Genomic DNA, 25,222 nt, shown 5'->3' with positions numbered 1-25,222 from the left:
AAGACCCTGCCCGATGCCAGCACGGTTGAATACCGCTACGACCGCCTCGGTCGGCTGGTCGGTGTGGATGACGGCCAGAATCATCCACTGGTTTTTGAATACGACCTGCAGGACCGGCTGGTCCGCGAACATCAGGGCTGGGGCACCTTGCGTTACGCCTACGACGCCTGCGGCCAGCTCAGCCGCATGCGCCTGCCGGACAACAGCAAGCTCGACTACCACTACGCCAAGGGCGGCGCGCTGACCGCGATCGACCTCAACGGCGCCTTGCTCACCCGCCACGTCTATCAGAACGGCCGCGAACAGCAGCGCCAGCAGGGCCTGCTGCTCAGCGAATACGCCTACGACGAACAGGGCCGCTTACGCGCTCACGCCGTAGGCCATCAACGCAGTGCGCTGTACCGCCGCGACTTTGCCTACAACGCCAACGGTAACCTCGAACACATCGCCGACACCCGCCACGGCCAGCGCAGCTACCAGTACGACGCCCTCGACCGGCTGATCCGCGTGCGCCACACCCGCGACGATGTGCCGGAAAACTTCGCCCACGACCCGGCCGGCAACCTGCTGCTGCAGGATCGCCCGGGCCCCACACACATCAAAGGCAACCGCCTGTTGATGCAGGGCGACCGCCATTACGACTACGACGCCTTCGGCAACCTGATCCGCGAACGCCGCGGCCGCGCACAACAACTCGTCACCGAATACCGCTACGACAGCCAGCATCGCCTGATCGGCCTCACCCGCCCGGATGGCAAAACCGCGACCTACCAATACGACGCCTTCGGCCGCCGCATCCGCAAGACCGTCGACGGCCAGAGCACCGAGTTCTTCTGGCAAGGCGACCACCTGATCGCCGAAAGCAGCCCGGAACAACACCGCAGCTTCATCTACGAACCCGGCACCTTCCGCCCGCTGGCGATGCTCGACGGCAAAGGCCCGAAGCGCGCCTGCCCGTTCTACTACCAGCTCGACCACCTCGGCACCCCGCAGGAACTGACCGACTACAGCGGCGACATCGTCTGGTCAGCCAAATACAGCGCCTACGGCAAGGTCACCTCGCTGGAACTGGCGACCGAGGATTATCTCGATCAGCCGCTACGGTTTCAGGGTCAGTACTTCGACGCGGAAAGCGGGCTGCATTACAACCGGCATCGGTATTACGACCCGGAGGTGGGACGGTATCTGACGCCGGATCCGGTGAAGCTGGCGGGTGGATTGAACCAGTACCAGTACGTGCCGAATCCGACGGGGTGGGTGGATCCGTTGGGGTTGAGCTCCAATTGTCCGCCACCCAAAAACAATAAGATCCAGAAGTGCTCAGTACCAACTCAGGCTAACAGACCTAACGTCAATCAAGGGTTGCCTATCGTTCCGGCCGTTGGCAAAGATGGGCCACAAAATGAAGCTGAAGCTAAGCGTCAGGTATTAGCTTGGAACAGACAATACAGAATGCACTCTGTAGAAAAGCATGGGCCAGAAATTGATGATGCAGCTTTAAAGCAGAGGTCAATAGACGGATCTCATCCAACAAAAAAAGGCGTTAGAGGGATGGTGGGGCCGAGTTCTCAATTCAGTAGTTGGATGATGCAGTTTCGGGCGTTGCATTTTGCTTTATCTAGGATGCATAAAAAAATTCCTGAGCCGACAGGATATGATGCTGATCAAAACCCTATTGTTAGGATGAAACTGCCAGGGGCAGGCCGTGGTTACAAGCCCAATGAAAGAGATCTAAGCAATCCTCGATATATAGATAGCTTGGATGGGGCGGAAGTGAAATTTGATAAGCGAGATGTTAAACGACCATTTACTGGCTTTCCACGATAGGTAAGATTATGTTGATGCTGCCATTTACAAGACTTCCATATGAACCCCGACTCTCTCATGTTTTGAGTGGGATATCGATTTACGATCGGGAAGAAACGCTTGGTAAGGCGTTGTGGGTTTATGATCCTAACAAATATGAGGATCAACAAGAAATAATTAAGAGTTTCATTGTTCCGGAGTTTGATTATTTAACCTATCGCCATAGATTTTTGATTTATAAACTCCTTGAAAATCATTTGCAGGATACTAATTTTGATTTTTCTGGAGAGTTTGAGAGCGACTATGATGATCCGAGAGTGCTCGCGTGGGATGAAACTGAAATAATAGACTCTCGTGGTTTTTTTGAACATGTATATGAGATCGCCAGTAAGTTGTGGAGGGATGATTTGCTTCGGGCGAGCCTTGAAGATCAAACTCAATGGTGACTTTGATTCGCCTAGTTATTTCGTGCTATTGAAGAAATTAGCGTTGCCCGATTAACTGTGATTGATGGAGGCTAGACAGGGAAAGGCTATCAATCACATGCACACTATACCCCGGCACATTCTTAGCATGATGCTTCGCCTGCGAAGCCATTTCCGCCAACTGACTCGCATCCAGCTGCGCACAAGCTTCAGGATGCAAATGCACCACGCCGATGGACAGTGACAACAACGGAAACTCCTGACGAATACCCTGGCGGTTCGGCGCAACAAAACACCCAGCCTCAAGGTGCTCAGGGCGGTAGAAGCGTCGGCATTGACTCTGAAAGTCATCAAGCAATTGGTTCAGCCGTTTGCGCCAATCCTCCGGGCCAAGCACCAACAGAAAATCATCTCCCCCAATATGCCCGACAAAATCGCGAGACGGGTCGACACGTTCGTTGAGGCACTGCGCCAGACACAACAACACCTCATCCCCACGCCCATACCCATAGATATCGTTAAAGGGCTTGAAACTGTCGATATCGACATAGCAAATAACCGACTCTCGTCCCTGTTGCAGCAACCGTGTCAGGCATTGCTGGATCGGTACGTTGCCGGGTAGCAGAGTGAGCGGATTGGCATACCGGGCCTGCTGAATTTTCAGTTCGGTGATCAGTTTGAGCACGTCAATTACCCGACCCAGGCCCAGGTAGCTGCCGTTGAGGGTGATGATGAAATCCTCTTCGATGCGTTGCCGGGCGCGGCTGGTGATCAGGCGGCTGACTTGTTGCAGCGACTGGCTCATTTCCACGGCGAGGAAGTCGTCGTTCATCAGGCGGCTGATCGGTTTGCGGGCGAACAGGTCGGTGGCGAACGGCTTGAGCAGGGCGTCGGACAATGAATGACGATGGACGATGCCGCAGGGCTGGCCTTGCTCGTCGAGCACCGCCAGCGAGTTCAGGTTGGCTTGACGACGGAACGCTTCGAGTACGGTGGCAGTCGGTGTGTCGCGGTCCACGGCCGGTTGGTCGTTGAGCAGGGCGCTGAGGTCGCTGCCTTCGTCATTCAGTGCAACGGCGCTGCTGTCGTGTTTGGGCATCAAGGCGCGGGCATCGCGTGGTGGGTGTTCCTGAGGGCGCCCGAGCAAGTAGCCCTGCACCAGATCGACACCCATCTCGGTCAGCACTGCCAGTTCTTCCGGCAACTCGATGCCCTCGGCGATTACCTGCGCCCGAGAGGCCTTGGCGATTTGCAGGATCGATCCGACGAATTCGCGTTTCAACGCGTCCTGGTGAATGCCGTCGATAAAGTGCCGGTCGATCTTCACGTAATCCGGCCGCAACTCCGACCACAACCGCAGGCTCGAATAACCCGCGCCAAGATCGTCGAGCGCAATCGAAAACCCCATGGCTCGGTAGTGATGCAGCGCGGTTTGCAGCAGCTGGAAATCGTCGATCGGCGTCTGTTCGGTGAGCTCGATCACCACTTGGCTCGGTGGAATGCCGAAATCCTGAAGCAGTTGCAGCGTACGCCCCGGCTGGTGCGCGGCTTCGAGCAGGGATTCGGGAGAGACGTTGAGGAACAGCTTGCCCGGCAATTGCTGTTCGTTGAAACGGCGACAGGCGCTTTGGCGGCAGGCGATTTCCAGTTCGCTCAAGCGCCCGGCCTGACGGGCCACGGCGAAGAGGGCGATAGGGGAGTGCAGCGGACTGTTGGACGGGCCACGAGTCAGGGCTTCATAGCCGAGGATACGTCGTTCGGAGAGGCAAATGATCGGCTGGAACAGGCTGTGCAAACCGCTTTGAGTCAGGATCGAGCTCAAGGCACTCAGCTGTTCGGTCGTGGTCATGGCATTCTCTGGCGATAAAAAAAGGACTGGGAGCGTTCTCGATGAAGAGAACCGCTCCCAGTCCTTTATTGCACGACAGAATGATGACTGTTTGATGACGATCCGGGGATCGTCAGCATTAAATTGCCATCACCTTACTTCTTGGCCACCTGATTGCTCAGCTTCAGGTAATCCAGCAGTACGCGCCCGGTCTCGCTCAGGTAGGCGTCGTCTTCTGGTTTGACCTTGTCCGGCTCGGCTGCCGCGAGGGCGTCGTCGTCTTCTTTCTTCAGCTCTTTGAGCGGTTCTTCGCCTTTGGCCTTGCGACGGATGTTTTCCATCGCCAGTTGCTTGGCGTCGATGTCGGCGTGCTGGGCACGACGATCGGCTTCATTGAGGCTGACGGTTTTCTCTTCCATCAGTTTCTGCGCCAGGGCCAGCTTGTCGCGAATGAACACGAACTCCGCGTCTTTCGCCGAACGTACGTCATGCTCCGACTTGAGCTGCGCGATGTACGGCTTGAACGGGTCAACCGCAGGCTTGATGGCCGGTTTGATGGTGTCCCATGGCATGGCTTCCGGCAGGGCGCTCTCGCCGATTTCCTTGGTGTCGATGATCGACGGGTAATCGATGTCCGGCAGTACGCCCTGATGCTGGGTGCTTTGACCGGAAACCCGGTAGAACTTGGCCAGGGTCAGTTTCAGTTCGCCATGGTTCAGCGGCTGAATGGTCTGCACGGTGCCTTTGCCGAAGGTCTGGCCACCGATGATCAGCGCGCGGTGGTAGTCCTGCATGGCGCCGGCGAAGATCTCCGAAGCCGAGGCGGACAGGCGGTTGACCAGCAGCGCCATCGGGCCTTTGTAGAACGCACCCGGGTTTTCGTCTTCGAGTACATCGACCCGACCATCGGCGTTACGCACGAGCACGGTAGGGCCCTTGTCGATGAACAGGCTGGTCAGTTCGGTAGCTTCTTGCAGGGAACCGCCGCCGTTGTTGCGCAGGTCGATGACCACGCCGTCGACTTTCTCTTTCTGCAGTTCGGTCAGCAGTTTCTTGACGTCGCGGGTGGTGCTCTTGTAATCCGGATCGCCGGCACGGAACGCCTTGAAGTCGAGGTAGAAAGCCGGAATTTCGATCACGCCGAGCTTGTAGTCCTTGCCGTCCTGTTTCAGGTTCAGGATGGACTTCTTCACCGCCTGGTCTTCGAGCTTCACCGCTTCACGGGTGATCGGCACGATCTTGCTGGTCTGGTCGTTCGGCGCATTGCTCGCCGGGATGACTTCCAGACGAACCACGGTACCTTTCGGACCACGGATCAGCTTGACCACTTCGTCCAGACGCCAGCCGACCACGTCGACCATCTCTTTGTTGGCCTGAGCAACGCCGATGATCTTGTCTGCCGGAGCCACCTGCTTGGTCTTGTCCGCAGGACCTGCCGGCACCAGACGCACGACTTTCACCTGGTCGTTGTCGCTCTGCAATACGGCGCCGATGCCCTCGAGGGACAGGCTCATGTTGATGTCGAAGTTTTCCGCGTTATCCGGCGACAGATAGTTGGTGTGCGGATCGTAAGACATGGCGAAGGTGTTGATGTACGCCTGGAAGATGTCTTCGGCACGGGTCTGGTCCAGGCGCGCCAACTGGTTCTTGTAGCGCTTGGTCAGGGTTTCCTGGATCTGCTTCGGATCCTTGCCGGCGATCTTCTGCCGCAGTACTTCGTCCTTGACGCGTTTGCGCCACAGGTCGTCAAGTTCGGCGGTGGATTTGAGCCACGGGGCGTCCTTGCGATCGATCAGCAAGGTTTCCTTCGTGGAGAAGTCCATCTTGTCGACGCCTTTGTTCAGCTCGGCAATGGCGAAGTCCAGACGTGCTTTCACGCGGTCCAGATAACGCTTGTAGATGGTGAAGCCGGCGTTGAGGTCGCCGCTCTTGAGGAAGTCGTCGAACTGGGTCTTCCACTTGTCGAATTCGGCGATGTCGCTGGCCATGAAGTAGCTGCGCGACGGGTCCAGCAGCTTGATGTAGCTGTCGTAGATGATCACCGAGCGCGCGTCGTCGAGCGGCGGCTTGCTGTAGTGGTGACGTTTGAGCAACTCGACGACGTTCAGACTTGCGATCACTTCATCGCGATCAGGCTGCAACTTGTCCCAGCTGTTGGCTGCGAATGTGGTGCCCGACACCGGCAAGAGGCCGATACCGATGAAAAGAGCGAGGGCGGTGCTGGGGAGCAAATGCTTCATGCTGATTCGACGCGGGGACAATTGATAACGCATATTAGGCCGTCTTTGAAGTCGCCGGTACCTCTACGCTCTGTACGATAACTGCTGTTCAGCGTTCGTTCAGACCCCAGGGCCGGTCGCATAATGCAAAAAGCCCGGCGCTTCAGCTTCGGGCTCAGTCCAGACTCACTATGGAGGCACTGTGAAGGCATTGCAAGGCGTTGAAGGTCAAGTGGCATGGCTTGATGAGCCGAGTCCTACGTGTGATGTAGGACAAGTTCGCATCCGGGTGGCGGCAGCCGGCCTCAATCGCGCGGATTTATTACAGAAGGCGGGCCTTTATCCACCGCCGCCGGGTGCCAGTCAGGTGCTCGGTCTTGAGTGCTCCGGGGTGATCAGCGAGGTCGGCGCGGGTTCGTCCTGGCAGGTCGGCGATCGGGTCTGCGCCTTGCTGGCCGGGGGCGGGATGGCCGAAGAAGTGGTCGTCGACGGACGGCATGTGCTGCCGGTCCCAGAGGGCGTTTCGCTGATCGAAGCGGCGGCGTTGCCTGAGGTGTACGCGACCGTCTGGCTGAATGTGTTTCAACTCGCTGCGCTCAAACCGGGTGAGAAAGTTCTTCTGCATGCCGGGGCCAGTGGCATCGGTTCGGCCGCCATTCAACTGTGCAAGGCGTTTGGCAATCCGTGCTGGGTCAGCGTCGGGTCGGCCGAGCGCTTGGCTTACTGTGAAGCACTGGGGGCGCAAGGTGGCGTGGTGCGCACCGACGATCTGGAGAGCCTGCGGGACTTCGGGCCGTTCGATGTGATTCTGGATCCGGTCGGCGGTAATTATTCGGCGCTGAATCTCAAGCTGATGGCTCAGGACGGACGTTGGGTGCTGATCGGTCTGATGGGTGGCCGCGAAGCGAAACTCGATCTGGCTCAGGTACTGGCCAAGCGCGTGCAACTGCTGGGTTCGACCCTGCGCAGCCGTGACGATCAGTTCAAGGCCGATCTGTTCAGCGATCTGAGTCAGCACGTGTGGCCGCTGTTTTCCGAAGGGCGCCTGAAGCCACAACTGGCCAAGGCATTCCCGATCAAGGATGCCGAGGCAGCATTCGCCGAGCTGGCGAGCAACACGGTGGCCGGGAAGCTGGTGCTGGTGATCGACGAAAGCCTGAACTGATCGTCGATGCTTGTGGGAGCAGGCCTGCTCCCACAAGGCAATCGCTTACTTCCAGAGGTGGATCGGCCAGCCGGACTTCTCGGCCTCTGCAAGCAGTACTGGATCCGGATTGACCACATGCGGGTAATCCACTTTCAGCAGCAGCGGCAGATCATTGCGTGAGTCGGAATAGAAACTCGCGCCTTCAAGGTTTTCCTCTTCGGCATCCAGCCATTCCAGCAAGCGGGTGATCTTGCCTTCACGGTAGGTCAGGGTGCCCACGGTGTGGCCGCTGTACACGCCATGCGCCACTTCCAGTTCGATCCCCAGCACCTCGTCGATGCCCAGTCGATCGGCAATCGGTTTGACCAGGTGCGTACCCGAAGCCGAGATCACCAGAATCCGGTCGCCGGCCTTGCGGTGGGCAGCGATGGTTTTGGTTGCATCGCTGAAGATGATCGGCTCGATGAAGTCTTCCACCCACGGCCCGACCAGGTGTTCGACCTCTTCCGGGGTGCGGCCGATCAAGGGTTCGAGGCTGAATTCCATGAAGTCTTCCATGCGCAACTTGCCATGGCTGTAGGCGTCCATCAGCTCGTTGTTCTTGCGCATGAACGATTCGGGATCGACCCAGCCCAGGCGCCCCATCTGCTCGCTCCAGAGGGTGGCGCAGTCGCCGTGGATCAGGGTTTCGTCCAGATCAAAAATTGCCAGAGCCATCAGTGCAGTTCTCTCTTCAACGTCAGCAAAGTCATCAGGCTACCTCACACAGGGCCGTCGGATCGATGGAAAGTGCCAGGCGCTGACCGTCGGGATGCAGGTCCGCCGCCGAACGGTTGAGGACATCCACCACCAATTCCACGCCCCGGGCTTCGATGCGATAGCGGATGACGTTGCCCAGCAGGCTGTGGCTGCGAATCTGCGCATCGAGTTCGCCATTCAGGCTCAGTTCGATGGCCTCCGGGCGAATGGCGATGCGATGGTTGATCGGCCGCTGCAACAGCTTCGAGGCACTGTCGGCGTCCAGCAGGTTGTAGTTGCCGATGAAGCCGGCGGCGAACACGTCGACCGGGGCGGTGTAGAGGGTTTCGGCGTCGCCGCTTTGTACGATCTTTCCCTGATTCATCAGGAAAATCCGGTCAGACATGGTCAGGGCTTCTTCCTGATCGTGCGTGACGAAAATTGTGGTCAGGCCGAGCTCGCGCTGAATCTGACGGATCTGTTCGCGCAAGTGTTTGCGAATCCGCGCATCGAGGGCCGACAGCGGTTCATCCAGCAGCAACAGACGCGGACGGGTGACCAGCGAGCGGGCGAGGGCGACACGCTGACACTGACCGCCGGAGAGCTGGTGCGGATAACGGCTGGCGAAATCGTTGAGTTCAACCAGTTTCAACACTTCGGCGACGCGCTTGTGGCTGTCGTCGGCATTGACCTTCTGCATGCGCAAACCGAAGGCGACGTTCTGCTCCACGGTCATGTTGGGGAACAGCGCGTAGCTCTGGAACACCATGCCGATCCCGCGTTTCTGCGGGGTGAGCGGCACGATGTCGACGCCATCGAGCAGGATTTTGCCGCCATCCACCGGCGTCAGGCCAGCGATGCAGCGCAGCAGGGTGGATTTACCGCAACCGGACGGGCCGAGCAGGGTGACGAATTCACCCTTCTGGATTTCGCAGTTGATGTCGCTGAACACCGTGGTGCCTGCGTAGTTTTTTTGCAGGTGTTGGACGCTGACATAGCTCATTCGCTTTTGTCCTTGTTCAAGATGTTGGCGACCCAGGTCAGGACCAGCACGAAAAAGAAGTAGGAGATCACCAGCGCACTGGTGAAGTGGCCGCTGCTGTTGCGCATGTTGTTGAGGTAGACCTGCAGGGTTTCGTAGCGGGTGCCGACCAGGATGTTGGCGAACACGAACTCGCCGAACAGGAACGAGAACGACAGCAGCAACGCCACCATCAGACCCTTGCGCAGGTTCGGCAGCACCACCAGGAAGGCTGCCTGAAAAGTGCTGGCGCCGAGCAGTTGGGCGGCGTCCATCAGGTCGCGCAGGTTGATCGCCTGCAGGTTGTTGGTGATCGCCCGGTACATGAACGGCAGCGCCACGGTGAAGTAGCAACCGATCAGGATCCACGGTGTACCGACCATCGCGAACGGCCCGGAGCCGTAGAGCTGCAACAACCCCACCGACGACACCACCGGCGGCACCGCGAAGGGCAGCAGGATCAGAATGTTCATCAGCGCATCGAGTTTGGGGAAGTGGTAATGCACCACGAACAGCAGCGGCAGGATCAGCACCACCGACAGGATCAGCGCGCCGACGCACACCAGCAGCGACTGGCCGAAGGCGTGCAGGAAGCGCGGATCGCTCCACAACTGGATGTACCACTTGAAGGTGAAACCGCTGGGCAGGATAGTGGCCGACCAACTGCTGGCGATCGAGTAGACCAGCGTGCCCACCAGCGGCAGCAGCAGGATGGCGAACAGCAGATAGACCACGACGCGGTGGTAGACGCCGGCCGGGCCGGATTCAGCGCGAGACATGGTAGCTCCTCTTCAACAGCAGTTGATGCACGACGGTCACCAGAGTCATCAGCGCCACCAGCACCACGGCCAGGGCGCTGGCCAGGTTCGGATCGAGGGAAATGTCGCCGGAGACCATCGCGGCAATGCGGATCGGCAGCACGTTGAAGTTGCCGGTGGTCAGCGCGTAGACCGTGGCGTAGGCGCCGAGGGCGTTGGCCAACAGGATCACGAAGGTGCCGAGCAGGGCCGGGGTCAACACCGGGAGGCCGATGTGGCGCCAGAACTGCCAGCCGTCAGCACCGAGCAGTGCAGCGGATTCGCGCCAGTCTTCGCGCAGGGCGTCGAATGCCGGGTACAGCAGCAGGACGCCGAGGGGAATCTGGAAGTAGGTGTAGAGGATGATCAGCCCGGTTTTCGAGTACAGGTTGAAATCCTGAATGATCCCGGCCTGTTTCAGCATGATGGTGATGCTGCCGTTGAAGCCGAGCAGGATGATGAACGCGAATGCCAGAGGCACACCGGCGAAGTTGCTGGTCATGTTGGCGAAGGCGTTGACGAAGTTGCGCAGCTTCGAATCGACCCGACGCAGGGAGTAGGCGCCCAGCACCGCGATGATGATCCCGAACACACTCGACCAGAAACTGATTTCGAGGCTGTACTGGATCGCCTGCAAATAGAACTTCGAGCTGAAGATCTTGCTGAAGTTGGCGAAACCCCAACCGAACTCTTCCGATTGCAGGCTGTTGATCATCACCCAGACCAGCGGGGCGATTTCGAACACGATAAAGAACAGAGCAAAGGGAACCAGGCACAGGGCGGCCAGCCATTTGCCGCGAGTCATTGAGTTCACTTGAGCAACTCCCGGCACACAGGTTTGTCGTGGGGTACGCCGAGCAGCTCGCAGACGGTGCCGCAGATGTCGGTCTGCTTCGGCGTGGCGTCGGCGTTTAGGCTGAAGGCATCGCCGAGCACGAACAGTGGCACCTGACGTTCTTCCGGCAGCAGGCCGTTGTGCGAGCGGTCGTTGTTCATGCCGTGGTCGGCGGTCACCAGCACCTGGCAGCCGGCGTCGAGCCAGCCTTGCAGGTAGTCGGCGAGGATGATGTCGGCGCTGCGCGCGCTGTTGCGGTATTGCGGGGTGTCGAGGCCGTGCTTGTGGCCAGCGTCGTCGATGTTCATCGGATGGATCAGCAGAAAGTCCGGGGCGTGGCGCAGGCGCAGGTTTTCGGCGTCGGCGAACAGGTGCGAGTCCGGGTAGTGATCGTTCCAGTAGAAGTGGCCGTGCTGGATCGGTAGCGCCGGGTCATCGGTGTGACGATCCCTGGCGGCCACGAACGGCGAGCGGTTGTATAGCTCGCTGACCCAGTGGTACGCCGCGGCGGCGGTTTTCAGACCGGCATCGCGGGCGTAGTGATAGATGCTGCGCTGATTGGACAGGCGCGAGACGTTGTTGTGGACGATGCCGCTGTCGATGGGCGGCACGCCCGTGAGGATGCATTCGTAAAGCGGTCGGGACAGGGCCGGCAACTCGCACTCCAACTGGTAGAGCGCGGCGCGTCCTGCGCCGACGTAAGCCTGCAGATGCCCCATGGCGTGACGCGCGACTTCGTAATTGAGGCCGTCGAGCACGACAAGGATGACGTTGTGCTTCATAGGGGCAAAAACTCCGCGAAACAGATCAGATTTTGAATTCAACGCAGATTCCCCTGTGGGAGCGAACTCGCTCCCACAGGGGATCTTCAGTAACCCCGAAAACGGGATCTACAGCATCACTTCATTTCTACGATGACTTCTTCGTTCCACTTCTGCGGCAGAGCCTTGGAGGTTTTCTCCCACGCATCGGCGTCCTTGATCGGCGTGACCTTCTTGTACTGCTCGTTCGGCAGCAGTTTGGCTTTCACGTCTTCCGGCAGGGTCAGGTGCTCGGCGCGGATCGGGCGAGCGTTGCCGCGGGCGAGGTTGGTCTGGCCGGCGTCGCTGAAAATGTATTCGCGGGTCAGCTTGGCGGCGTTCGGGTTCTTCGCGTATTTGTTGATGATGGTGGTGTAGCCGGAAATCACCGAGCCGTCGGACGGGATCAGCACCACGTAGTCATCCGGGTTGGCCATCTTGGCCTTGTAGCTCAGGCCGTTGAAGTCCCAGACCACGCCGACTTCGATCTCGCCTTTTTCCATGGTGGCGATGGTCGGGTTGGCCATCGACAGGCGACCCTGCTTGGCGATGTCTGCGAACAGCAGCAGGGCAGGCTGGATGTTTTTCTCGTCGCCGCCGTTGGCCAGCGCAGCAGCGAGTACGCCATTGGCAGCCTGGGCCGCGGTGCTCACGTCACCGATGGAAACCTTGTATTTGCCGCCCTTGAGGTCAGCCCATTTGGTCGGTACTTCGGAGCCGTGCAGCAGTTTCTTGTTGACGATGAAGGCGATGGTGCCGGTGTAGGCCAGTGCCCAGTTGCCGTCCTTGTCCTTGGCCCATGCAGGCACTTGATCCCAGGTGGTCGGCTTGTATGGTTGTACGACACCTTGTTTGACCGCGATCGGACCGAAGGCCGCGCCGACGTCGCCGATGTCAGCAGTGGCGTTGTCTTTCTCGGCGGCGAACTTGGCGATTTCCTGGGCCGAGCTCATGTCGGTGTCGATGTGTTTCAGGCCGTAGGTCTTGGCCAGGTCTTCCCAGGTGCCTTTCCAGTTGGCCCAGTCATCGGGCATGCCGACGCTGTTGACGGCGCCTTCCGCTTTCGCAGCGGCTTCGAGGGTTTTCAGATCATCAGCCGCCATGGCGGCGGTGCACATGGCAATGGTCGAGCCTAACAGTGTTGCCAGGAAAAGCTGTTTCATTCCGAAGCTCCTTGGTCGTGTTCAACGCTGCGATTGCGGTTTGTGTTGGTCTAGGTCAGCAATACCTGAGCCAATGTAGGGGGGCTGGATGACACTTTGATGTCGGCGGATACCCGGCCCGGCTTTTATTTCTCCGGTATCGACGGCTGCCGGGTAAGCGTAGACCACCCTCAAAGTCCCGGTGGGCAAGGGACTTGGCCGATGTATTGCAAGTTGTCAGGGCGACCGTTCGGTAGTTTTGTCATCTCTCGGTCATCTGCACTGCCTAGGCTTGCAGCACGACCGAACGGCGCAATAGTCGTGCGGTTTTGCCCCGAAACAGTGCTGGTCTAGTCCAGATAGGTAACGTTGATGCGCGATGAGGCAACAAAAGCGGTGACAGCCATTGGCCAGATCCTTCAGGAGCAACTCGACCATGGCTTGCTCGCAGCGGGGAGCAAGTTGCCGGCCGAGCGCAAGCTCAGCGAGTTGTTCGGCACGACCCGGATTACGGTACGGGAAGCCTTGTTGCAGCTGGAGGCGCAAGGGCAGATTTATCGCGAGGAGCGTCGGGGCTGGTTCGTGTCGCCGCCGCGCCTGGCCTATAACCTGATGCAGCGCAGTCACTTTCACGCGATGGTCAGTGCGCAGGGGCGGGTGCCGTCGACCGAGGTGATTTCGGCGCGGTTGCAACCGGCGTCAGCGGCGGTGTGTGCGTGGTTGCAGTTGCCGGCGCTGTCGAGCGTGATTCAGATTTGCCGGTCGCGGCGGATCGATGGGCGGCTGGTGTTGTATGTGGAGCATTATCTGAATCCGCAGTTTTTTCCGGGGATTCTGGAGTTTGATTTGAATCAGTCGATTACCGAGCTGTATGCGCGGCATTACGATTTGCACTATGGGCGGGTGCGGTTCGAGATTGTGCCTACGTCGTTGTCGGTGGATGCGGCGGCGGCGTTGAGGGTGTCGGTGGGGAGTCCGGGGTTACGGATTGCTCGGGTTAATTATGATCAGGCTGGGCGGTTGATTGATTGTGATCTGGAGTTTTGGCGGCATGATGCGATTCACGTCGGTGTTGATGTAGTTTGATTTTTTTGGGTGAATATCCGTTGCTGCGGTAACGGCTTCTTATGGTTTCGCCCTTACGGCGAGTCCCTTTGGCAAACGCCCCAAAGGAACCAAAGGTCTAGGCCCCGGCGTTCGGCACCTCGCCTGGGCTCGGTGTTCCTTCGTTCCGGGATTCATCCGGGGGCATCGCCTACGGTTTGCTTCGCTGCACCTCCTCTCGATGTGTTTGGCTTCGCCAAACGGCGCTGCGCGCCTACCCCCGGATGAATCCCTCCACTCAGCCTTCCGATGGGGCCGGCACGTCAAAAGCGGTACTCGAGCTAACGCTCATTGTGTTGAGTGGGGGAGGCGTGGAGGTTGGGCTATTCCTGAGTTTGGCCACCACCGCCCGCTGTGATGACTTGCACATTCATCCTCGGCGTCGCGAGATCCAGTCCTGCCTCATCCAGATGCCGTTTCAGCGACAAATTGAACGCCCGTGAAACTTCCCACTGTTTGATCGGTGCGGTCTTGAACCGGGCGCGCAATATCGCGTTGCCGGACTCGAAGCTTTCCACCCCTTGTATCTCCAGTGGCGACCAGATGTTGCGGCGCTGCAGCGGGTCGGTGCGCATTTTCTGGCCGACTTCGCGCATCAGTTTGATGGCTTCGTCGATGTTCATGTTGAACGGCACCGCCACGCGGAAGATCGCGTAGCCGAATTCCCGGGAGTAGTTCTTGATGCTTTTGATTTCGCTGAACGGGATGGTGTGGACGATGCCGTCGATGTCCCGCAGGCGCACGGTGCGGATGGTCAGGCCTTCGACGGTGCCCAGGTGCCCGCCGACGTCGACGTAGTCGTCGATGGCCAGGGAGTCTTCGATGATGATGAACAGGCCGGTGATCAGATCGGCCACCAGTGACTGGGCGCCGAAGCCGATCGCCAGGCCGATCACGCCGGCACCGGCCAGCAGGGGCGTGACGTTCATGCCCATGTTCGCCAGCGCGACGATCAGGGCGATGATGAAGATCGCCACGAACAGCACGTTGCGGATCAGCGGCATCATCGTTTGCGCGCGGGCGTTGGCCAGGCCTTTGCGTGAGCGGGTGAGGGCGTGGTGGACGGCGGTGTCGCTGAGGATCCAGATCAGCCAGGCGAAGATCAACGTGCCGATCAGGCTGAACAGTTTGACGCTGACGTCGTGGCCTTCGCCTTCGGTGAAGCCGATCAGGGACATGCCCCAGACCCGCAGGCCGAGTTCGATGAACGCCAGCCACACCAGCAAATGAGCGAGGGTGTAGAAGAAGCTTTTCAGGCGTTCGGAATAGAACGCGTGACGTTTCGGGCCGCGTTGGGGTTTGAGGGCGTGGCGGCGGACGAGGCCGTTGATCACCATGCACAACACCAGCAGCACGGTGCAGATCAGCGACTGGCGCAGGGCGGTGCTGGTGTCGCCGGCGGAGACGAAGGTGGCGAACAGGGAAATCCCAACCAGCACCAGCGCCGGCACGTACCAGAAGGTGCCGAGGATATCGATGGTGTCGCTGAGGGCGCGGCGGGTCAGGCGGCGGGACAGCGGCTGGTTGCGGATCAGGTGGGCGATCGGGCGGCGGAAGCGCAGGATGAACAGGCCGGTCGACAGGGCTGCGAGCACATTGGCGACGGTGGCGGCGGTGTGCGCCAGGTGCACGCCGAGGCCGGCCACCAGTCGCGGGTCGTTCAGGGCTTCGCCGAACGCGGCGAAGCTGCCGATCAACCACAAGGGGCGGAAGGCCTGATGGCGCAGGATGTACAGCGCGCGATGGCGGTGCGGGCCGTCGAGTACGGAAAAGGCAATCACGCAGATCGCCGAGAAACAGGTGCCGACCACCAGCGCGTAGGCCAGAACCATCGCCAGGCTTTTGCCCAGCGACGACGGCAGCGCGTAGCTCATGTAAACCGTGATGGCCAGGGCAATCATCCATGGCCCGAGCTTGCGCAGGGCGAAGCGCAGCATGTCGAGGGCCCGGGGGTTTTGCGGCAGCTCTTCGGTCAGGCCGAAGCGCATGCGCACCCGGTGGCCGAGCCAGATCAGTGCGGCGGCGAGCAGGCTCCAGACGGCGAGGATCACGGCGAAGGCGAAGATGATCGGCAGCCATTCGCTGGCCGGCAGCATCAGGTCAGACAGTTCGTCTTTGGCCAGATCGAATTCGGCGGACCAGCGATTGAGCGGGCTGTCGCTGCCGGTAAATTGCTTTTCGAAGGTGGCGAGGGTGCCGCCGATCAGGCCCAGCACGCCTTCTTCCGGGGTGGCCTGGGCTTTTTTTGTGGCGTCGCGCAGTTTTTTCAGGTCGCTCAGCAACTGGGCGCGTTGCTTGTCGTTTTCCAGCGACTTGATGACTTCGTCGAGGGACTGGCCGAGGGGTTCCTGGGCCTCGGGTTGCGCCTTGTTCGGGCCACTGAGCAGCCCGGGCAGGCTCACCGCGTGGGCAGGCGCCAACGGCAGCAGCGTCATCAGGCAGATGAGGAACAGGCAGGGCAGGGCAAAAAGACGAGCGAACACTAGGCGGTCAACCTCGCAAGGGGCGGATCGGGCGAGTGTACGAGCCCGCCAAAATCAATGCGAGCCGGGCGCGGATTTATTCGTTGAGTTTGGCGAGGATCTTGTAGACCACCGTGGCCAGGATCAACAGCATGCCGATCCACATGGCGAACACTCCGGCGTTCTTGTCGCGGAAGTTGAAGCCGATTGCCAGCAGAATCATTCCGCACAGAATCGGAATGAGCATGGCGTGGAACGCAGACATCGAGATCATGGCGACAGCCTTGTCGTAGGGGATGATTTAAGTCTAGGTGGAATTTTGCCGACCGGTGGTGATGTGTATCACAGTCACTGCGCAGTCGCCGTGGCGAGGGAGCAAGCGCCCTCGCCACAGAACCGGTTACGGCAATTCGCGGCTGGCGTAGAACGCGCTCAGCACTTTGACCAGGTGGGCCAGGTCATGGCTGCCGCACAGTTCGCGGATCGAGTGCATGGCGAACGTCGGCAGACCGATGTCGACCGTGCGCACGCCCAGGTGGCTGGCGGTGATCGGGCCAATGGTCGAGCCGCAACCCATGTCGCTGCGCACCACGAAACTTTGCACCGGGACTTCTTCGGCCATGCACAGATGACGGAAGAACCCGGCGGTTTCGCTGTTGGTGGCGTAGCGCTGGTTGCTGTTGACCTTGATCACCGGGCCGGCGTTGAGTTTCGGGCCGTGGTTGGCGTCGTGCTTCTCGGCGTAGTTCGGGTGCACGCCGTGGGCGTTGTCGGCCGAGACCAGCAGGGATTTCTGAATGGTGCGTACGAACTCATCACCCTCGGGCAACAGGCGACGCAGGGTCTGTTCGAGCATCGGGCCGTCGGCGCCGCATGCCGAGCATGAGCCGACTTCTTCGTGGTCGTTGCACACCAGCACGCAGGTTTCTTCGGTGTCGGCGGTCAGCAGGGCTTGCAGGCCGGCGTAGCACGACAGCAGGTTGTCGAGGCGGGCGCCGGCGATGAAGTCACCGTTCAGACCGATGACGGCGGCGCTTTGGGTGTCGTAGAAGCTCAGCTCGTAATCGAGCACCACGTCGGCATTAAGGCCGTGCTCGCGGGCCAGTTGATCGGTGAGGACTGCGCGGAAGTCCACACGCTCGTCACCGGCGAACTGCGCGAGAATTGGCGGCAGCTCGGTCTGGGCATTGATCGCCCAGCCCTGATTGGCTTCGCGATTGAGGTGGATGGCCAGGTTGGGAATGATCGCGATCGGAGCCTTGAAGTCGATCAACTGGCTCTCGACCTTGCCGTCGCGGCGGAAGGTGACGCGGCCGGCCAGCGACAGATCACGGTCGAACCACGGTGCCAGCAGCGCGCCGCCGTAGACTTCGACGCCCAGCTGCCAGAAACCCTGGCGCTGCAATTCAGGTTGCGGCTTGACGCGCAGGCACGGGCTGTCGGTATGGGCGCCGACCAGACGGATGCCGTCGTGCAGCGGAGAGTTGCGGCCCATCTTGATTGCGACGATCGAGGAGTCGTTACGGGTGACGTAGTAACGGCCATTGGCTTCGGTGTGCCAGGTCTCGCGCTCGTCGAGACGCACATAACCGGCGGCCTCCAGGCGTTGAACAAGGCTGGCGGTGGCGTGAAACGGGGTAGGGGAGGCCTTGAGGAAGTCGATCAGGCCTTGGTTCAACTCTTCGCGCATAAGAAGCTCCAGACAGCAATGGGCGGGAGTTTAACGCATGCCGGTGCGCAGGCCACAATCGAAATCGAATGTAAGAGGAGATCCACTGCGGGGGCAGGCTCCCGCAGTGGACAGTGGGGGTCAGCGGGCGGCGGCCACGCGTTTTTTCAGGTAGCTCATGATGACTTTTTCGTCTTCGGGCTTTTCCGGACGCGGCAGTTGTTGTGGCCAACGGCTCTGGTTCAAAAGCTTTTTCTGGCGGCTCTCGTCCCAACGAAGAATCTCTCGCGAGGCACATTCCCACCACTCATGGCGACAGGCGCTGTAGTACGGATGATCCGGTGCGGCGCTGCCGTACAGCAGATCGCGGCCGACCTTGCGCATGGCGCCGCTCTGGTTGCGCAGCTTCCATTTGATTTTCAGGCGCTGCCAGGCGGATGGAAACGGCTTGACCCGCGGCACGTCCTTGCACAGATCCACCAGGCGCTGGCTGAACTTCTCGCCGTGCTGGGAGAAGAAGAACGCCTGCATCGCATGGAAAAAGCGCTTTTCCGCGAAGTAGTGATAGATGTACTTGCGCGCCTCGACCACGGGCCGCTTGCGCAGGGCGAACGACAGAGCGATCTGTTCGATGGTATGGATCTCGAAACCGTCGGCCGTCCATTCGTCGATCAGACGGATCGACTCTTCGAACAATTCCCCGTCGCTGTCGGTTACGCCGCACAGCCCGCTGTTGTAGAGCTTGAAGCCGTTGTCCGGGGTTACGCCGTGGGCGCTGAGGTCGCGACCGAGCTTCAGGTAGTCATCGCGCTCGAAGACGTCTTTCCAGTCGTATTCGAAACGATCCATCACTGATTGCCCAGGGGTGATGTCCTGGAACAGGCGGTTCGGGTCACTGGTGAACAGGGTGTCGGTGTCGACGAACAAGGTCTTTTCGGCCAGTTGCAGGCCGGCGGCAATCGCACAGGCCTTGCGCCGGTGGTGATAGCCGTTGTCGCCTTGCCAGCGGGCCAGGGTCGGCTCGTCGAGCAGCACGGTGTCGACCGGCCAGCCTTCGTAGTCCTGCGGCCGGTCAGTGAGAATCCTGATCGCCGGACGTTTGCCGGTCTTGGCCTGAGACAGGGCGGTCAGGATGCTGAACTTGGCTTCGCGCCGGTAAACATCCTGGTTACCGTAAATCAGGTAGAGCAGTTGATGACGGGTCTTCTTGACGGGTGTTGCCAGGGAATCAATACAACTCATCCGGAACAAAATCCTTTAAAACAGGCGGCTGCCGGTCTGGCAGTGCTTAAAACGGAGCCGGGCATTCGAAGCGCAAGCGCTCGCCGGACTGTGGGTGGGTAAAGCTGAGCATGCTCGCGTGCAGGCACAGGCGCGGCCAGGCGGCGAGGGCTTGCTCATGAGCATAGAGCCCGTCACCGAGCAGCGGGTGACCGATGGACAGCATGTGCACGCGCAACTGGTGCGAGCGGCCGGTGATCGGCGTCAGTTCGACGCGGCACCAGTCGCCGCAACGTTCCAGCACGCGCCAGAAGGTCAGGGCGTGTTTACCGAATTCGTGGTCGACCACGTGGCGTGGCTTGGTTGGTGGATCGTAGCGCAGGGGCAGGTCGATGCTGCCGCTGTCCAGTTCCGGCTGACCCCAGCACAGGGCGGTGTAGGCCTTTTCGGTTTCGCGGTCGTGAAATTGGCGCGACAGTTCGCGGTGGGTGTCCGCGTCGCGAGCCAGCAGAATGATGCCGGAGGTTTCCCAGTCCAGACGATGGACGATACGCGCTTCCGGGTAGCCGTTTTCCTGCAGGCGAGTGATCAGGCAGTCCTTGTTGTCGTCGGCCCGGCCGGGCACCGAGAGCAACAGGGTCGGTTTGTTCACCACCAGTACGGCGGCGTCCTGATGGATGATGTGGATGTTGGACAGCGGCATTAAAACAGCCTCGTAACAAATGCCAACGGCGGCTCAGGGCCCCTCCGGTGTCGGAAGGGCCCTGAGCCGCCGTCGTTCCTGCCGGATCGACTCAGCGATCTGGCAGGGTGATGTTGAGTTCCAGAATCGAGCAACTGCCCTGGCTCTCCAGTGCAACATGTACGTCGTCGTTGCCGATATTGACGTACTTGCGGATCACGTCCACCAGTTCCTTCTGCAAGGCTGGCAGGTAATCCGGCGTGCTGCGCTGGCCGCGCTCATGCGCCACGATGATCTGTAGACGCTCTTTCGCTACCGAGGCAGTGCTTGGCTTTTTGTTGGCACGAAAGAAGTCAAAAAGGTTCATTACCTACCTCCAAACAGGCGCTCGAAGAATCCCTTCTTCTCGACATCGAGGAACCGGTGTGCTTTGTCTTTGCCCAGCAGGCGGTCGACGGTGTCGCTGTAGGCCTGGCCGGCATCGCTCTGGTCGTCGAGGATGACCGGGACGCCCTGGTTGGAAGCCTTGAGCACCGCCTGGGATTCCGGGATCACGCCCAGCAGGGTCACCGAGAGGATTTCCTTGACGTCTTCGACGCCGAGCATTTCGCCCTTTTCAACGCGCTCCGGGTGGTAGCGGGTGATCAGCAGGTGTTCCTTGATCGGGTCTTCGCCACGTTCGGCGCGACGGGACTTGCTGGCCAGCAGGCCGAGCATGCGGTCCGAGTCACGTACCGAGGAGACTTCCGGGTTGGTCACGACGATCGCTTCGTCAGCGAAGTACATGGCCAGGTGGGCGCCTTTCTCGATGCCCGCCGGGGAGTCGCAGACCACGAACTCGAATTGTTCCTTGAGCTCCATCAGGACTTTTTCCACGCCTTCGACGGTCAGCGCGTCTTTGTCGCGGGTCTGGCTGGCGGCCAGTACATAGAGGTTTTCCAGGCGCTTGTCTTTGATCAGGGCCTGTTGCAGGTTGGCTTCGCCGTTCACGACGTTGACGAAGTCATACACCACGCGGCGCTCGCAACCCATGATCAGGTCAAGGTTACGCAAGCCCACGTCGAAGTCGACGATCACTGTTTTGTGGCCGCGCAGAGCGAGGCCGGTACCGATAGCGGCGCTGGTGGTGGTCTTACCCACACCACCCTTGCCGGATGTAACCACGAGAATCTTGGCCAAGGTGTTTCACCCCTAAGGAAGAAGGACTGTTCAGCCCCTGAAAAACATCTCTTGAAAACTACTGCAGTCGGACAGCCTTGGCTGGAATTTGGCTTTTGGCCTTTTTCCTACTTCGTTTGAGCCGTTTTCGCTACGTTTTAGAGATGCTTGGAAAATGCGGCAGTATCCGTTAAAGCCGAATGATGTTCAACACGTCGCCCGATAGGCTGACCTGTACACCCGAACCCCACATCGGATCGCGACGCAGGTCTTCGGAAACCTTGTAATGGCCTGCGATGGAGATCAGTTCAGCGCTCAATTGCTGACAGAAAATCCGCGCCTTGGTGTCGCCCTTGACCCCGGCCAGCGCACGACCGCGCATCGGGCCGTATACATGGATGTTGCCATCGGCGAGAAGTTCCGCCCCCGGGCTGACCGAGGAAACCACCACCAGATCGCCACCCTGGGCATAGATCTGTTGGCCACCACGTACTGGCGTGGTGATGACGCGGGTCTGTTTGACGGTCGGCTCCGGCGGTTTTTCCGGCTTCTTCGGGGCGACAGGCTCGGCGGTTTCCAGCGGCCGCTCACGGGCGCCGGACGGCGGCAGCACCGGGATGTCGATGGCGATGGCGGCGGCGATGTCTTCGATGCGGCTGGCGCGGATCGCCAGGGTGCGCAGACCGTGCTGGCGGCACACGCGCATCAGGCCCGGCAGATCAACGGCGCCTTCGCTCGGCGGCAACTTGTCCAGCGCCAGAACCAGCGGCGCGTTGCTGAAGAAATTCGGTGCCTGGGCGACTTTGGCGGCCAATTGCCGATCGAGGCTGTCCAGGTCGTTGCGGGACAGTTCCAGCACCGTAATGGCGAGCATGCTGCCCTTCAGCTGGAACACGGGATCTTGGTCTGGCGATTCGGTTTGGCTCATGTCGGCATACAACGGCTTGTCACTAAAAGTGCCGAGACTTATAACGAGAACGCCCGCCAGCCGCAAGCCGGGTCGAACGATGTAGAATGCGCGGCCACTGTATTTACGGAAGCTTTAATGGATCGCCCGCGTTTTCGAAAAGCATTTCTTGCTCCCCGCTTCTGGCCGCTCTGGTGCGGCCTGGGGCTGTTGTGGCTGATCGTGCAGCTGCCGTATCCGGCATTGCTGGCCATCGGTCGCTTTCTCGGTGCCTTGATGTATCGCTTTGCCGGCGACCGGCGGCGCATCGCCAAGCGCAATCTGGAACTGTGTTTCCCGGAAAAATCCGCCGCCGAACGCAAACGGCTGCTCAAAGAGAACTTTGCCTCCACCGGCATCGCCTTCTTTGAAATGGCGATGAGCTGGTGGTGGTCGCGTCAGCGTCTGGCGAAACTGGCCCACGTCGAAGGCCTGGAGCATCTGCAACAGGCCCAGCGCGAAGGCAAGGGCGTGATTCTGATGGCGGTGCATTTCACCACCCTGGAAATCGGCGCAGCGCTGCTCGGCCAGCAGCACACCATCGACGGCATGTACCGCGAGCACAAGAACCCGTTGTTCGACTTCATCCAGCGTCAGGGCCGCGAGCGGCACAACCTCGATTCGCTGGCAGTGGAGCGTGACGACGTGCGCGGGATGCTCAAGTTACTGCGTTCCGGGCGCGCGATCTGGTACGCACCGGATCAGGACTACGGCGCCAAGCAAAGCATCTTCGTGCCGTTGTTCGGCATTCAGGCCGCGACCGTGACGGCCACCAGCAAGTTCGCGCGGCTGGGCAAGGCGCTGGTGGTGCCGTTCACCCAGGAACGTCTGGCTGACGGCAGTGGCTATCGTCTGGTGATCCATCCGCCGCTGGAAGGTTTCCCGGGCGAGACCGAAGAAGCCGACTGCATCCGCATCAACCAGTGGGTAGAAGGCGTGTTGCGCGATTGCCCCGAGCAATACTTGTGGGCGCACCGTCGCTTCAAGAGCCGTCCACCGGGTGAGCCGAAGCTGTACGCCAAACGCGGTTGAACAATCCCTTCCTATAAGCACCACGGAGCGTTGCGATGAGCCCAGCTGAACCGGTCACAGGTTTGATTCTTTCCGGCGGCGGGGCTCGGGCGGCGTATCAGGTGGGGGTGCTGGCGGCGATTGCCGAACTGCTGCCGCTGGGCGCGGACAATCCGTTCCCGGTGATCGTCGGTACGTCGGCCGGGGCGATCAACGCGGTCAGTCTGGCCAGCGGCGCCACGGACTTTCGTGCCGCCATCGAACGCCTGACCTTGTTCTGGCAAGGCTTTCGCAGCCATCGCGTGCTGCGCAGCGACTGGCCGGGGGTGATCCGCCAGGCCAGCCGTTTCGTCAGCCATAGTCTGCTGGGCATGGGCCGGCAATTGCCGGTGGCGCTGCTCAACAGCTCGCCGTTGCGCCATCTGCTCAATGAAAAACTGCACATGCCCGGCATTGCCGAGTCCATCGCCCGCAAGCAGTTGCATGCGGTGGCGGTGACTGCATTCGGCTACGAATCCGGGCAAGCGGTGACCTTCTATCAGGGCGGCGGCACCATCGACTCATGGTTGCGTCATCGGCGCATCGGCGTGCCGACGCAATTGACCGTGGAGCACTTGCTCGCCAGTTCAGCGATTCCGCTGTTGTTCGCGCCGGTGAAAATCGGCGAGGAGTATTTCGGCGATGGCGCTGTGCGGCAGTCGGCGCCGATCAGTCCGGCCTTGCATCTGGGGGCGAGCCGGGTGCTGGTGGTGGGCGTCAGCGGCAACCCGCGCGGGTTCGACCCGGCACAACCGCTGGAGCGCACTTACACCGGTCAACAGCCGACACTGGCGCAGATCGGCGGCCACATGCTCAACAGTACGTTCATTGACAGCCTGGAAAGCGATATCGAGCTGCTTCAGCGTCTGAACCAGTTCAGCCATCTGATGCCCGACGGAACGCCAACGCGTGCCTTGGGTGTGGCGCCAGTGGAAGTGCTGGTGATCTCGCCGAGTCAGCCAATCGATGAAATCGCGGCGCGGCATCGTCAGGAATTGCCGGCGGCGTTGCGGCTGTTCTTGCGCGGGCCGGGGGCGACCAAGACGAGCGGGGCAGGGGTGTTGAGCTACTTGCTGTTCGAGGCGGGGTATTGCAGTGAACTGATCGACCTGGGGCGGCGCGATGCACTGGCCAAGCGCGATGAGCTGTGCCGGTTTCTCGGAATCGGCGAGGCGGTGGTTCCGGCCTGAAACAGATGGCGCCCTGGCGGGCGCCATCCGCAGCACTATCAGAAGTGGAACTTCACCAGGAAGCTGGTCACGTTCTGATTGGTGGTGAAGGCACGGGTGTCATCGATCCCGTACTTGTCTTTCCAGTAGTCGTATTCAACACCGACGTACAACTGCTTCTCGCCGAAATTCAGCGCCTTGCCCAAGTCGTATTTGACCTGTGGGTTGAAGTGCAGGTTGGCGTGGTATTCGCCTTTGTTGTTGACGTCGTTGTCGACCACCCAGTCCATGTAGCCGTCGATCAGCACGTTCGAGTCGCCGACCGGAATGGTGTAGGACCAGACCGGCGTGATCTGCCAGACGTTGTCACCCGGACGCGAGCCTTCGGTGTGACGCTGGTAGAAGTTCAGCTGGAAGTAGTCGAAGCCCGGAATCGCCAGGTCGAAGCCTGGACCGATCAGGTAAGACTCGACGTCACCTTCACCGAACTCGTAGGTCATCGCCAGCAGCACGTCTTTGATCGGGCCGAATTCAATCTTCTGGTCGAGCACCTTGCCCAGCGAGATGCGTGGCTGGAACTCACCGTAATAGGTGTTGTTGCCGACGCCGCCGTCTGGCTTGCCGTTGTAGAAGATCTTGTCGATGAACAGGAAGTTGTCCCCATACTTCCACGCATCGGCGTGCTCGAAGGTGACCGTCTGCTGGATGGCCGGGTTGACCTTGAAGTCCTTGCCGTAAAGGTAGGTCAGGCTGTTGTTCTGCCATTGCAGCAGGCCGTCGGCCATTGCCTGGCCCCCGGCCAGCATGGTTCCCGCAAGCATCAGGCTGGTGCTCATACGTTTCATTCGGTTGCTCCCAAAGTAGGTGTTCCACGTTTATTTTTTTGAGTCGGCGCTCTGGTGTGGCGCCTTTTTTCGTTGCTGCAAAAGTCATCCATCCGGTCAGCTTTAGTGCTGTTAGCAAGAGCTGAGCCAAGGCTTTTCGAAAAGCAAAAAAACGCCCG

General features: G+C 60.1%; 23 protein-coding genes. 6 read left to right on the top strand and 17 right to left on the bottom strand.

What is annotated here, in order from left to right:
- On the top strand, positions 1-1,827 hold a 1,827-nt coding region (locus AC07VV_RS30015; RefSeq protein ID WP_495038301.1), incomplete at its 5' end, for an RHS repeat domain-containing protein.
- Positions 1,828-1,835: 8 nt separating this feature from the next.
- Positions 1,836-2,252, top strand: a complete 417-nt coding sequence (locus AC07VV_RS30010) for a hypothetical protein (RefSeq protein ID WP_495038300.1) — start codon at positions 1,836-1,838, stop codon at positions 2,250-2,252.
- 37 nt (positions 2,253-2,289) lie between these two features.
- Here AC07VV_RS30010 and AC07VV_RS30005 read toward each other — a convergent pair whose 3' ends face one another.
- Entirely contained in the window at positions 2,290-4,080 is a 1,791-nt protein-coding gene (locus AC07VV_RS30005) for a bifunctional diguanylate cyclase/phosphodiesterase (protein ID WP_495038299.1), read from the bottom strand.
- Between the two features lie 134 nt (positions 4,081-4,214).
- The gene (locus tag AC07VV_RS30000; RefSeq protein WP_495038298.1) at positions 4,215-6,299 is read right to left on the bottom strand and encodes a carboxy terminal-processing peptidase; all 2,085 of its coding nucleotides are present in this window, start codon (positions 6,297-6,299) and stop codon (positions 4,215-4,217) included.
- A gap of 181 nt (positions 6,300-6,480) precedes the next feature.
- Between AC07VV_RS30000 and AC07VV_RS29995 the strand changes: the two genes are divergently transcribed.
- Positions 6,481-7,443, top strand: a complete 963-nt coding sequence (locus tag AC07VV_RS29995) for a zinc-binding dehydrogenase (RefSeq protein ID WP_495038297.1) — start codon at positions 6,481-6,483, stop codon at positions 7,441-7,443.
- A 45-nt stretch (positions 7,444-7,488) separates the two neighbouring features.
- Here AC07VV_RS29995 and AC07VV_RS29990 read toward each other — a convergent pair whose 3' ends face one another.
- From AC07VV_RS29990 to AC07VV_RS29965, 6 genes are all read right to left on the bottom strand, one after another.
- Positions 7,489-8,142: an HAD family hydrolase gene (locus AC07VV_RS29990; protein ID WP_495038296.1), complete on the bottom strand. Its 654-nt coding sequence runs from the start codon at positions 8,140-8,142 to the stop codon at positions 7,489-7,491.
- Between the two features lie 34 nt (positions 8,143-8,176).
- Positions 8,177-9,166 carry an ABC transporter ATP-binding protein gene (locus AC07VV_RS29985; RefSeq protein WP_192560138.1) on the bottom strand — a complete coding sequence of 330 codons (990 nt, stop codon included), beginning with the start codon at positions 9,164-9,166 and terminating at the stop codon, positions 8,177-8,179.
- Positions 9,163-9,963: an ABC transporter permease gene (locus tag AC07VV_RS29980; RefSeq protein ID WP_096822924.1), complete on the bottom strand. Its 801-nt coding sequence runs from the start codon at positions 9,961-9,963 to the stop codon at positions 9,163-9,165. Before AC07VV_RS29980 ends, AC07VV_RS29985 begins: the two co-directional genes overlap by 4 nt.
- Positions 9,950-10,786, bottom strand: a complete 837-nt coding sequence (locus AC07VV_RS29975) for an ABC transporter permease (RefSeq protein ID WP_495038303.1) — start codon at positions 10,784-10,786, stop codon at positions 9,950-9,952. Before AC07VV_RS29975 ends, AC07VV_RS29980 begins: the two co-directional genes overlap by 14 nt.
- Positions 10,787-10,791: 5 nt before the next feature.
- Positions 10,792-11,598 (bottom strand): alkaline phosphatase family protein, encoded by an 807-nt coding sequence (locus AC07VV_RS29970; RefSeq protein WP_495038295.1) that lies wholly within the window; start codon positions 11,596-11,598, stop codon positions 10,792-10,794.
- Positions 11,599-11,714: 116 nt separating this feature from the next.
- On the bottom strand, positions 11,715-12,779 hold the full coding sequence (locus AC07VV_RS29965) for an ABC transporter substrate-binding protein (RefSeq protein WP_085710620.1): 1,065 nt from the start codon (positions 12,777-12,779) through the stop codon (positions 11,715-11,717).
- Between the two features lie 351 nt (positions 12,780-13,130).
- Here AC07VV_RS29965 and AC07VV_RS29960 point away from each other — a divergent pair, with 351 nt between their 5' ends.
- Positions 13,131-13,844 (top strand): UTRA domain-containing protein, encoded by a 714-nt coding sequence (locus AC07VV_RS29960; RefSeq protein ID WP_085701120.1) that lies wholly within the window; start codon positions 13,131-13,133, stop codon positions 13,842-13,844.
- Between the two features lie 341 nt (positions 13,845-14,185).
- Here AC07VV_RS29960 and AC07VV_RS29955 read toward each other — a convergent pair whose 3' ends face one another.
- The 8 genes from AC07VV_RS29955 to minC all read right to left on the bottom strand — a co-directional run bounded on the left by AC07VV_RS29955 (position 14,186) and on the right by minC (position 21,982).
- A complete protein-coding gene (locus AC07VV_RS29955) occupies positions 14,186-16,345 on the bottom strand; it encodes a mechanosensitive ion channel domain-containing protein (protein ID WP_495038294.1) in 2,160 nt (719 codons plus the stop codon).
- A gap of 76 nt (positions 16,346-16,421) precedes the next feature.
- Positions 16,422-16,598: a hypothetical protein gene (locus AC07VV_RS29950; RefSeq protein ID WP_173861399.1), complete on the bottom strand. Its 177-nt coding sequence runs from the start codon at positions 16,596-16,598 to the stop codon at positions 16,422-16,424.
- A 126-nt stretch (positions 16,599-16,724) separates the two neighbouring features.
- The gene (locus AC07VV_RS29945; protein WP_085710626.1) at positions 16,725-18,014 is read right to left on the bottom strand and encodes a M18 family aminopeptidase; all 1,290 of its coding nucleotides are present in this window, start codon (positions 18,012-18,014) and stop codon (positions 16,725-16,727) included.
- Between the two features lie 120 nt (positions 18,015-18,134).
- On the bottom strand, positions 18,135-19,235 hold the full coding sequence (locus AC07VV_RS29940; protein ID WP_495038293.1) for a hypothetical protein: 1,101 nt from the start codon (positions 19,233-19,235) through the stop codon (positions 18,135-18,137).
- Between the two features lie 46 nt (positions 19,236-19,281).
- Complete coding sequence (locus AC07VV_RS29935; protein WP_085732336.1) at positions 19,282-19,917, bottom strand: RluA family pseudouridine synthase; 636 nt, start codon at positions 19,915-19,917, stop codon at positions 19,282-19,284.
- A gap of 91 nt (positions 19,918-20,008) precedes the next feature.
- Positions 20,009-20,263, bottom strand: coding sequence for a cell division topological specificity factor MinE (gene minE, locus AC07VV_RS29930; RefSeq protein WP_003223146.1), 255 nt, complete (start codon positions 20,261-20,263; stop codon positions 20,009-20,011).
- Positions 20,263-21,075 (bottom strand): septum site-determining protein MinD, encoded by an 813-nt coding sequence (gene minD, locus AC07VV_RS29925; protein WP_096822931.1) that lies wholly within the window; start codon positions 21,073-21,075, stop codon positions 20,263-20,265. The genes minE and minD overlap by 1 nt, the downstream gene beginning before the upstream one ends.
- Before the next feature lie 169 nt (positions 21,076-21,244).
- Positions 21,245-21,982 (bottom strand): septum site-determining protein MinC, encoded by a 738-nt coding sequence (gene minC, locus AC07VV_RS29920; RefSeq protein ID WP_096822970.1) that lies wholly within the window; start codon positions 21,980-21,982, stop codon positions 21,245-21,247.
- Positions 21,983-22,099: 117 nt separating this feature from the next.
- Here minC and AC07VV_RS29915 point away from each other — a divergent pair, with 117 nt between their 5' ends.
- Together AC07VV_RS29915 and AC07VV_RS29910 are read left to right on the top strand one after the other, a co-directional pair.
- Complete coding sequence (locus AC07VV_RS29915; protein WP_495038292.1) at positions 22,100-23,032, top strand: lipid A biosynthesis lauroyl acyltransferase; 933 nt, start codon at positions 22,100-22,102, stop codon at positions 23,030-23,032.
- 35 nt (positions 23,033-23,067) lie between these two features.
- Positions 23,068-24,240, top strand: coding sequence for a patatin-like phospholipase family protein (locus AC07VV_RS29910; RefSeq protein ID WP_495038291.1), 1,173 nt, complete (start codon positions 23,068-23,070; stop codon positions 24,238-24,240).
- A gap of 38 nt (positions 24,241-24,278) precedes the next feature.
- On the opposite strand, the gene AC07VV_RS29905 is transcribed toward AC07VV_RS29910, so the two are convergent.
- Positions 24,279-25,064, bottom strand: a complete 786-nt coding sequence (locus AC07VV_RS29905; protein WP_495038290.1) for an outer membrane protein OmpK — start codon at positions 25,062-25,064, stop codon at positions 24,279-24,281.
- Between the last annotated feature and the right edge of the window lie 158 nt (positions 25,065-25,222).

This window comes from Pseudomonas sp. GW821-FHT02C04, from assembly GCF_059421845.1.
The sequence above is the reverse complement of the archived record's forward strand: the minus strand, read 5'-3'. Positions and strand labels throughout refer to the sequence as shown.

Bases quoted from the DNA above. Each gene is read 5' to 3' on its own strand.
- minE (WP_003223146.1), bottom strand. From the start codon at position 20,263: ATGAACCTTTTTGACTTCTTTCGTGCCAACAAAAAGCCAAGCACTGCC.
- AC07VV_RS29945 (WP_085710626.1), bottom strand. From the start codon at position 18,014: ATGCGCGAAGAGTTGAACCAAGGCCTGATCGACTTCCTCAAGGCCTCC.
- AC07VV_RS29915 (WP_495038292.1), top strand. From the start codon at position 22,100: ATGGATCGCCCGCGTTTTCGAAAAGCATTTCTTGCTCCCCGCTTCTGG.
- AC07VV_RS29970 (WP_495038295.1), bottom strand. From the start codon at position 11,598: ATGAAGCACAACGTCATCCTTGTCGTGCTCGACGGCCTCAATTACGAA.
- AC07VV_RS29960 (WP_085701120.1), top strand. From the start codon at position 13,131: ATGCGCGATGAGGCAACAAAAGCGGTGACAGCCATTGGCCAGATCCTT.
- AC07VV_RS30005 (WP_495038299.1), bottom strand. From the start codon at position 4,080: ATGACCACGACCGAACAGCTGAGTGCCTTGAGCTCGATCCTGACTCAA.
- AC07VV_RS29905 (WP_495038290.1), bottom strand. From the start codon at position 25,064: ATGAAACGTATGAGCACCAGCCTGATGCTTGCGGGAACCATGCTGGCC.
- AC07VV_RS29950 (WP_173861399.1), bottom strand. From the start codon at position 16,598: ATGATCTCGATGTCTGCGTTCCACGCCATGCTCATTCCGATTCTGTGC.
- AC07VV_RS29975 (WP_495038303.1), bottom strand. From the start codon at position 10,786: ATGACTCGCGGCAAATGGCTGGCCGCCCTGTGCCTGGTTCCCTTTGCT.
- AC07VV_RS29940 (WP_495038293.1), bottom strand. From the start codon at position 19,235: ATGAGTTGTATTGATTCCCTGGCAACACCCGTCAAGAAGACCCGTCAT.
- AC07VV_RS29980 (WP_096822924.1), bottom strand. From the start codon at position 9,963: ATGTCTCGCGCTGAATCCGGCCCGGCCGGCGTCTACCACCGCGTCGTG.
- AC07VV_RS30000 (WP_495038298.1), bottom strand. From the start codon at position 6,299: ATGAAGCATTTGCTCCCCAGCACCGCCCTCGCTCTTTTCATCGGTATC.
- minC (WP_096822970.1), bottom strand. From the start codon at position 21,982: ATGAGCCAAACCGAATCGCCAGACCAAGATCCCGTGTTCCAGCTGAAG.
- AC07VV_RS29910 (WP_495038291.1), top strand. From the start codon at position 23,068: ATGAGCCCAGCTGAACCGGTCACAGGTTTGATTCTTTCCGGCGGCGGG.
- AC07VV_RS29990 (WP_495038296.1), bottom strand. From the start codon at position 8,142: ATGGCTCTGGCAATTTTTGATCTGGACGAAACCCTGATCCACGGCGAC.
- AC07VV_RS30010 (WP_495038300.1), top strand. From the start codon at position 1,836: ATGTTGATGCTGCCATTTACAAGACTTCCATATGAACCCCGACTCTCT.
- AC07VV_RS29935 (WP_085732336.1), bottom strand. From the start codon at position 19,917: ATGCCGCTGTCCAACATCCACATCATCCATCAGGACGCCGCCGTACTG.
- AC07VV_RS29965 (WP_085710620.1), bottom strand. From the start codon at position 12,779: ATGAAACAGCTTTTCCTGGCAACACTGTTAGGCTCGACCATTGCCATG.
- AC07VV_RS29985 (WP_192560138.1), bottom strand. From the start codon at position 9,166: ATGAGCTATGTCAGCGTCCAACACCTGCAAAAAAACTACGCAGGCACC.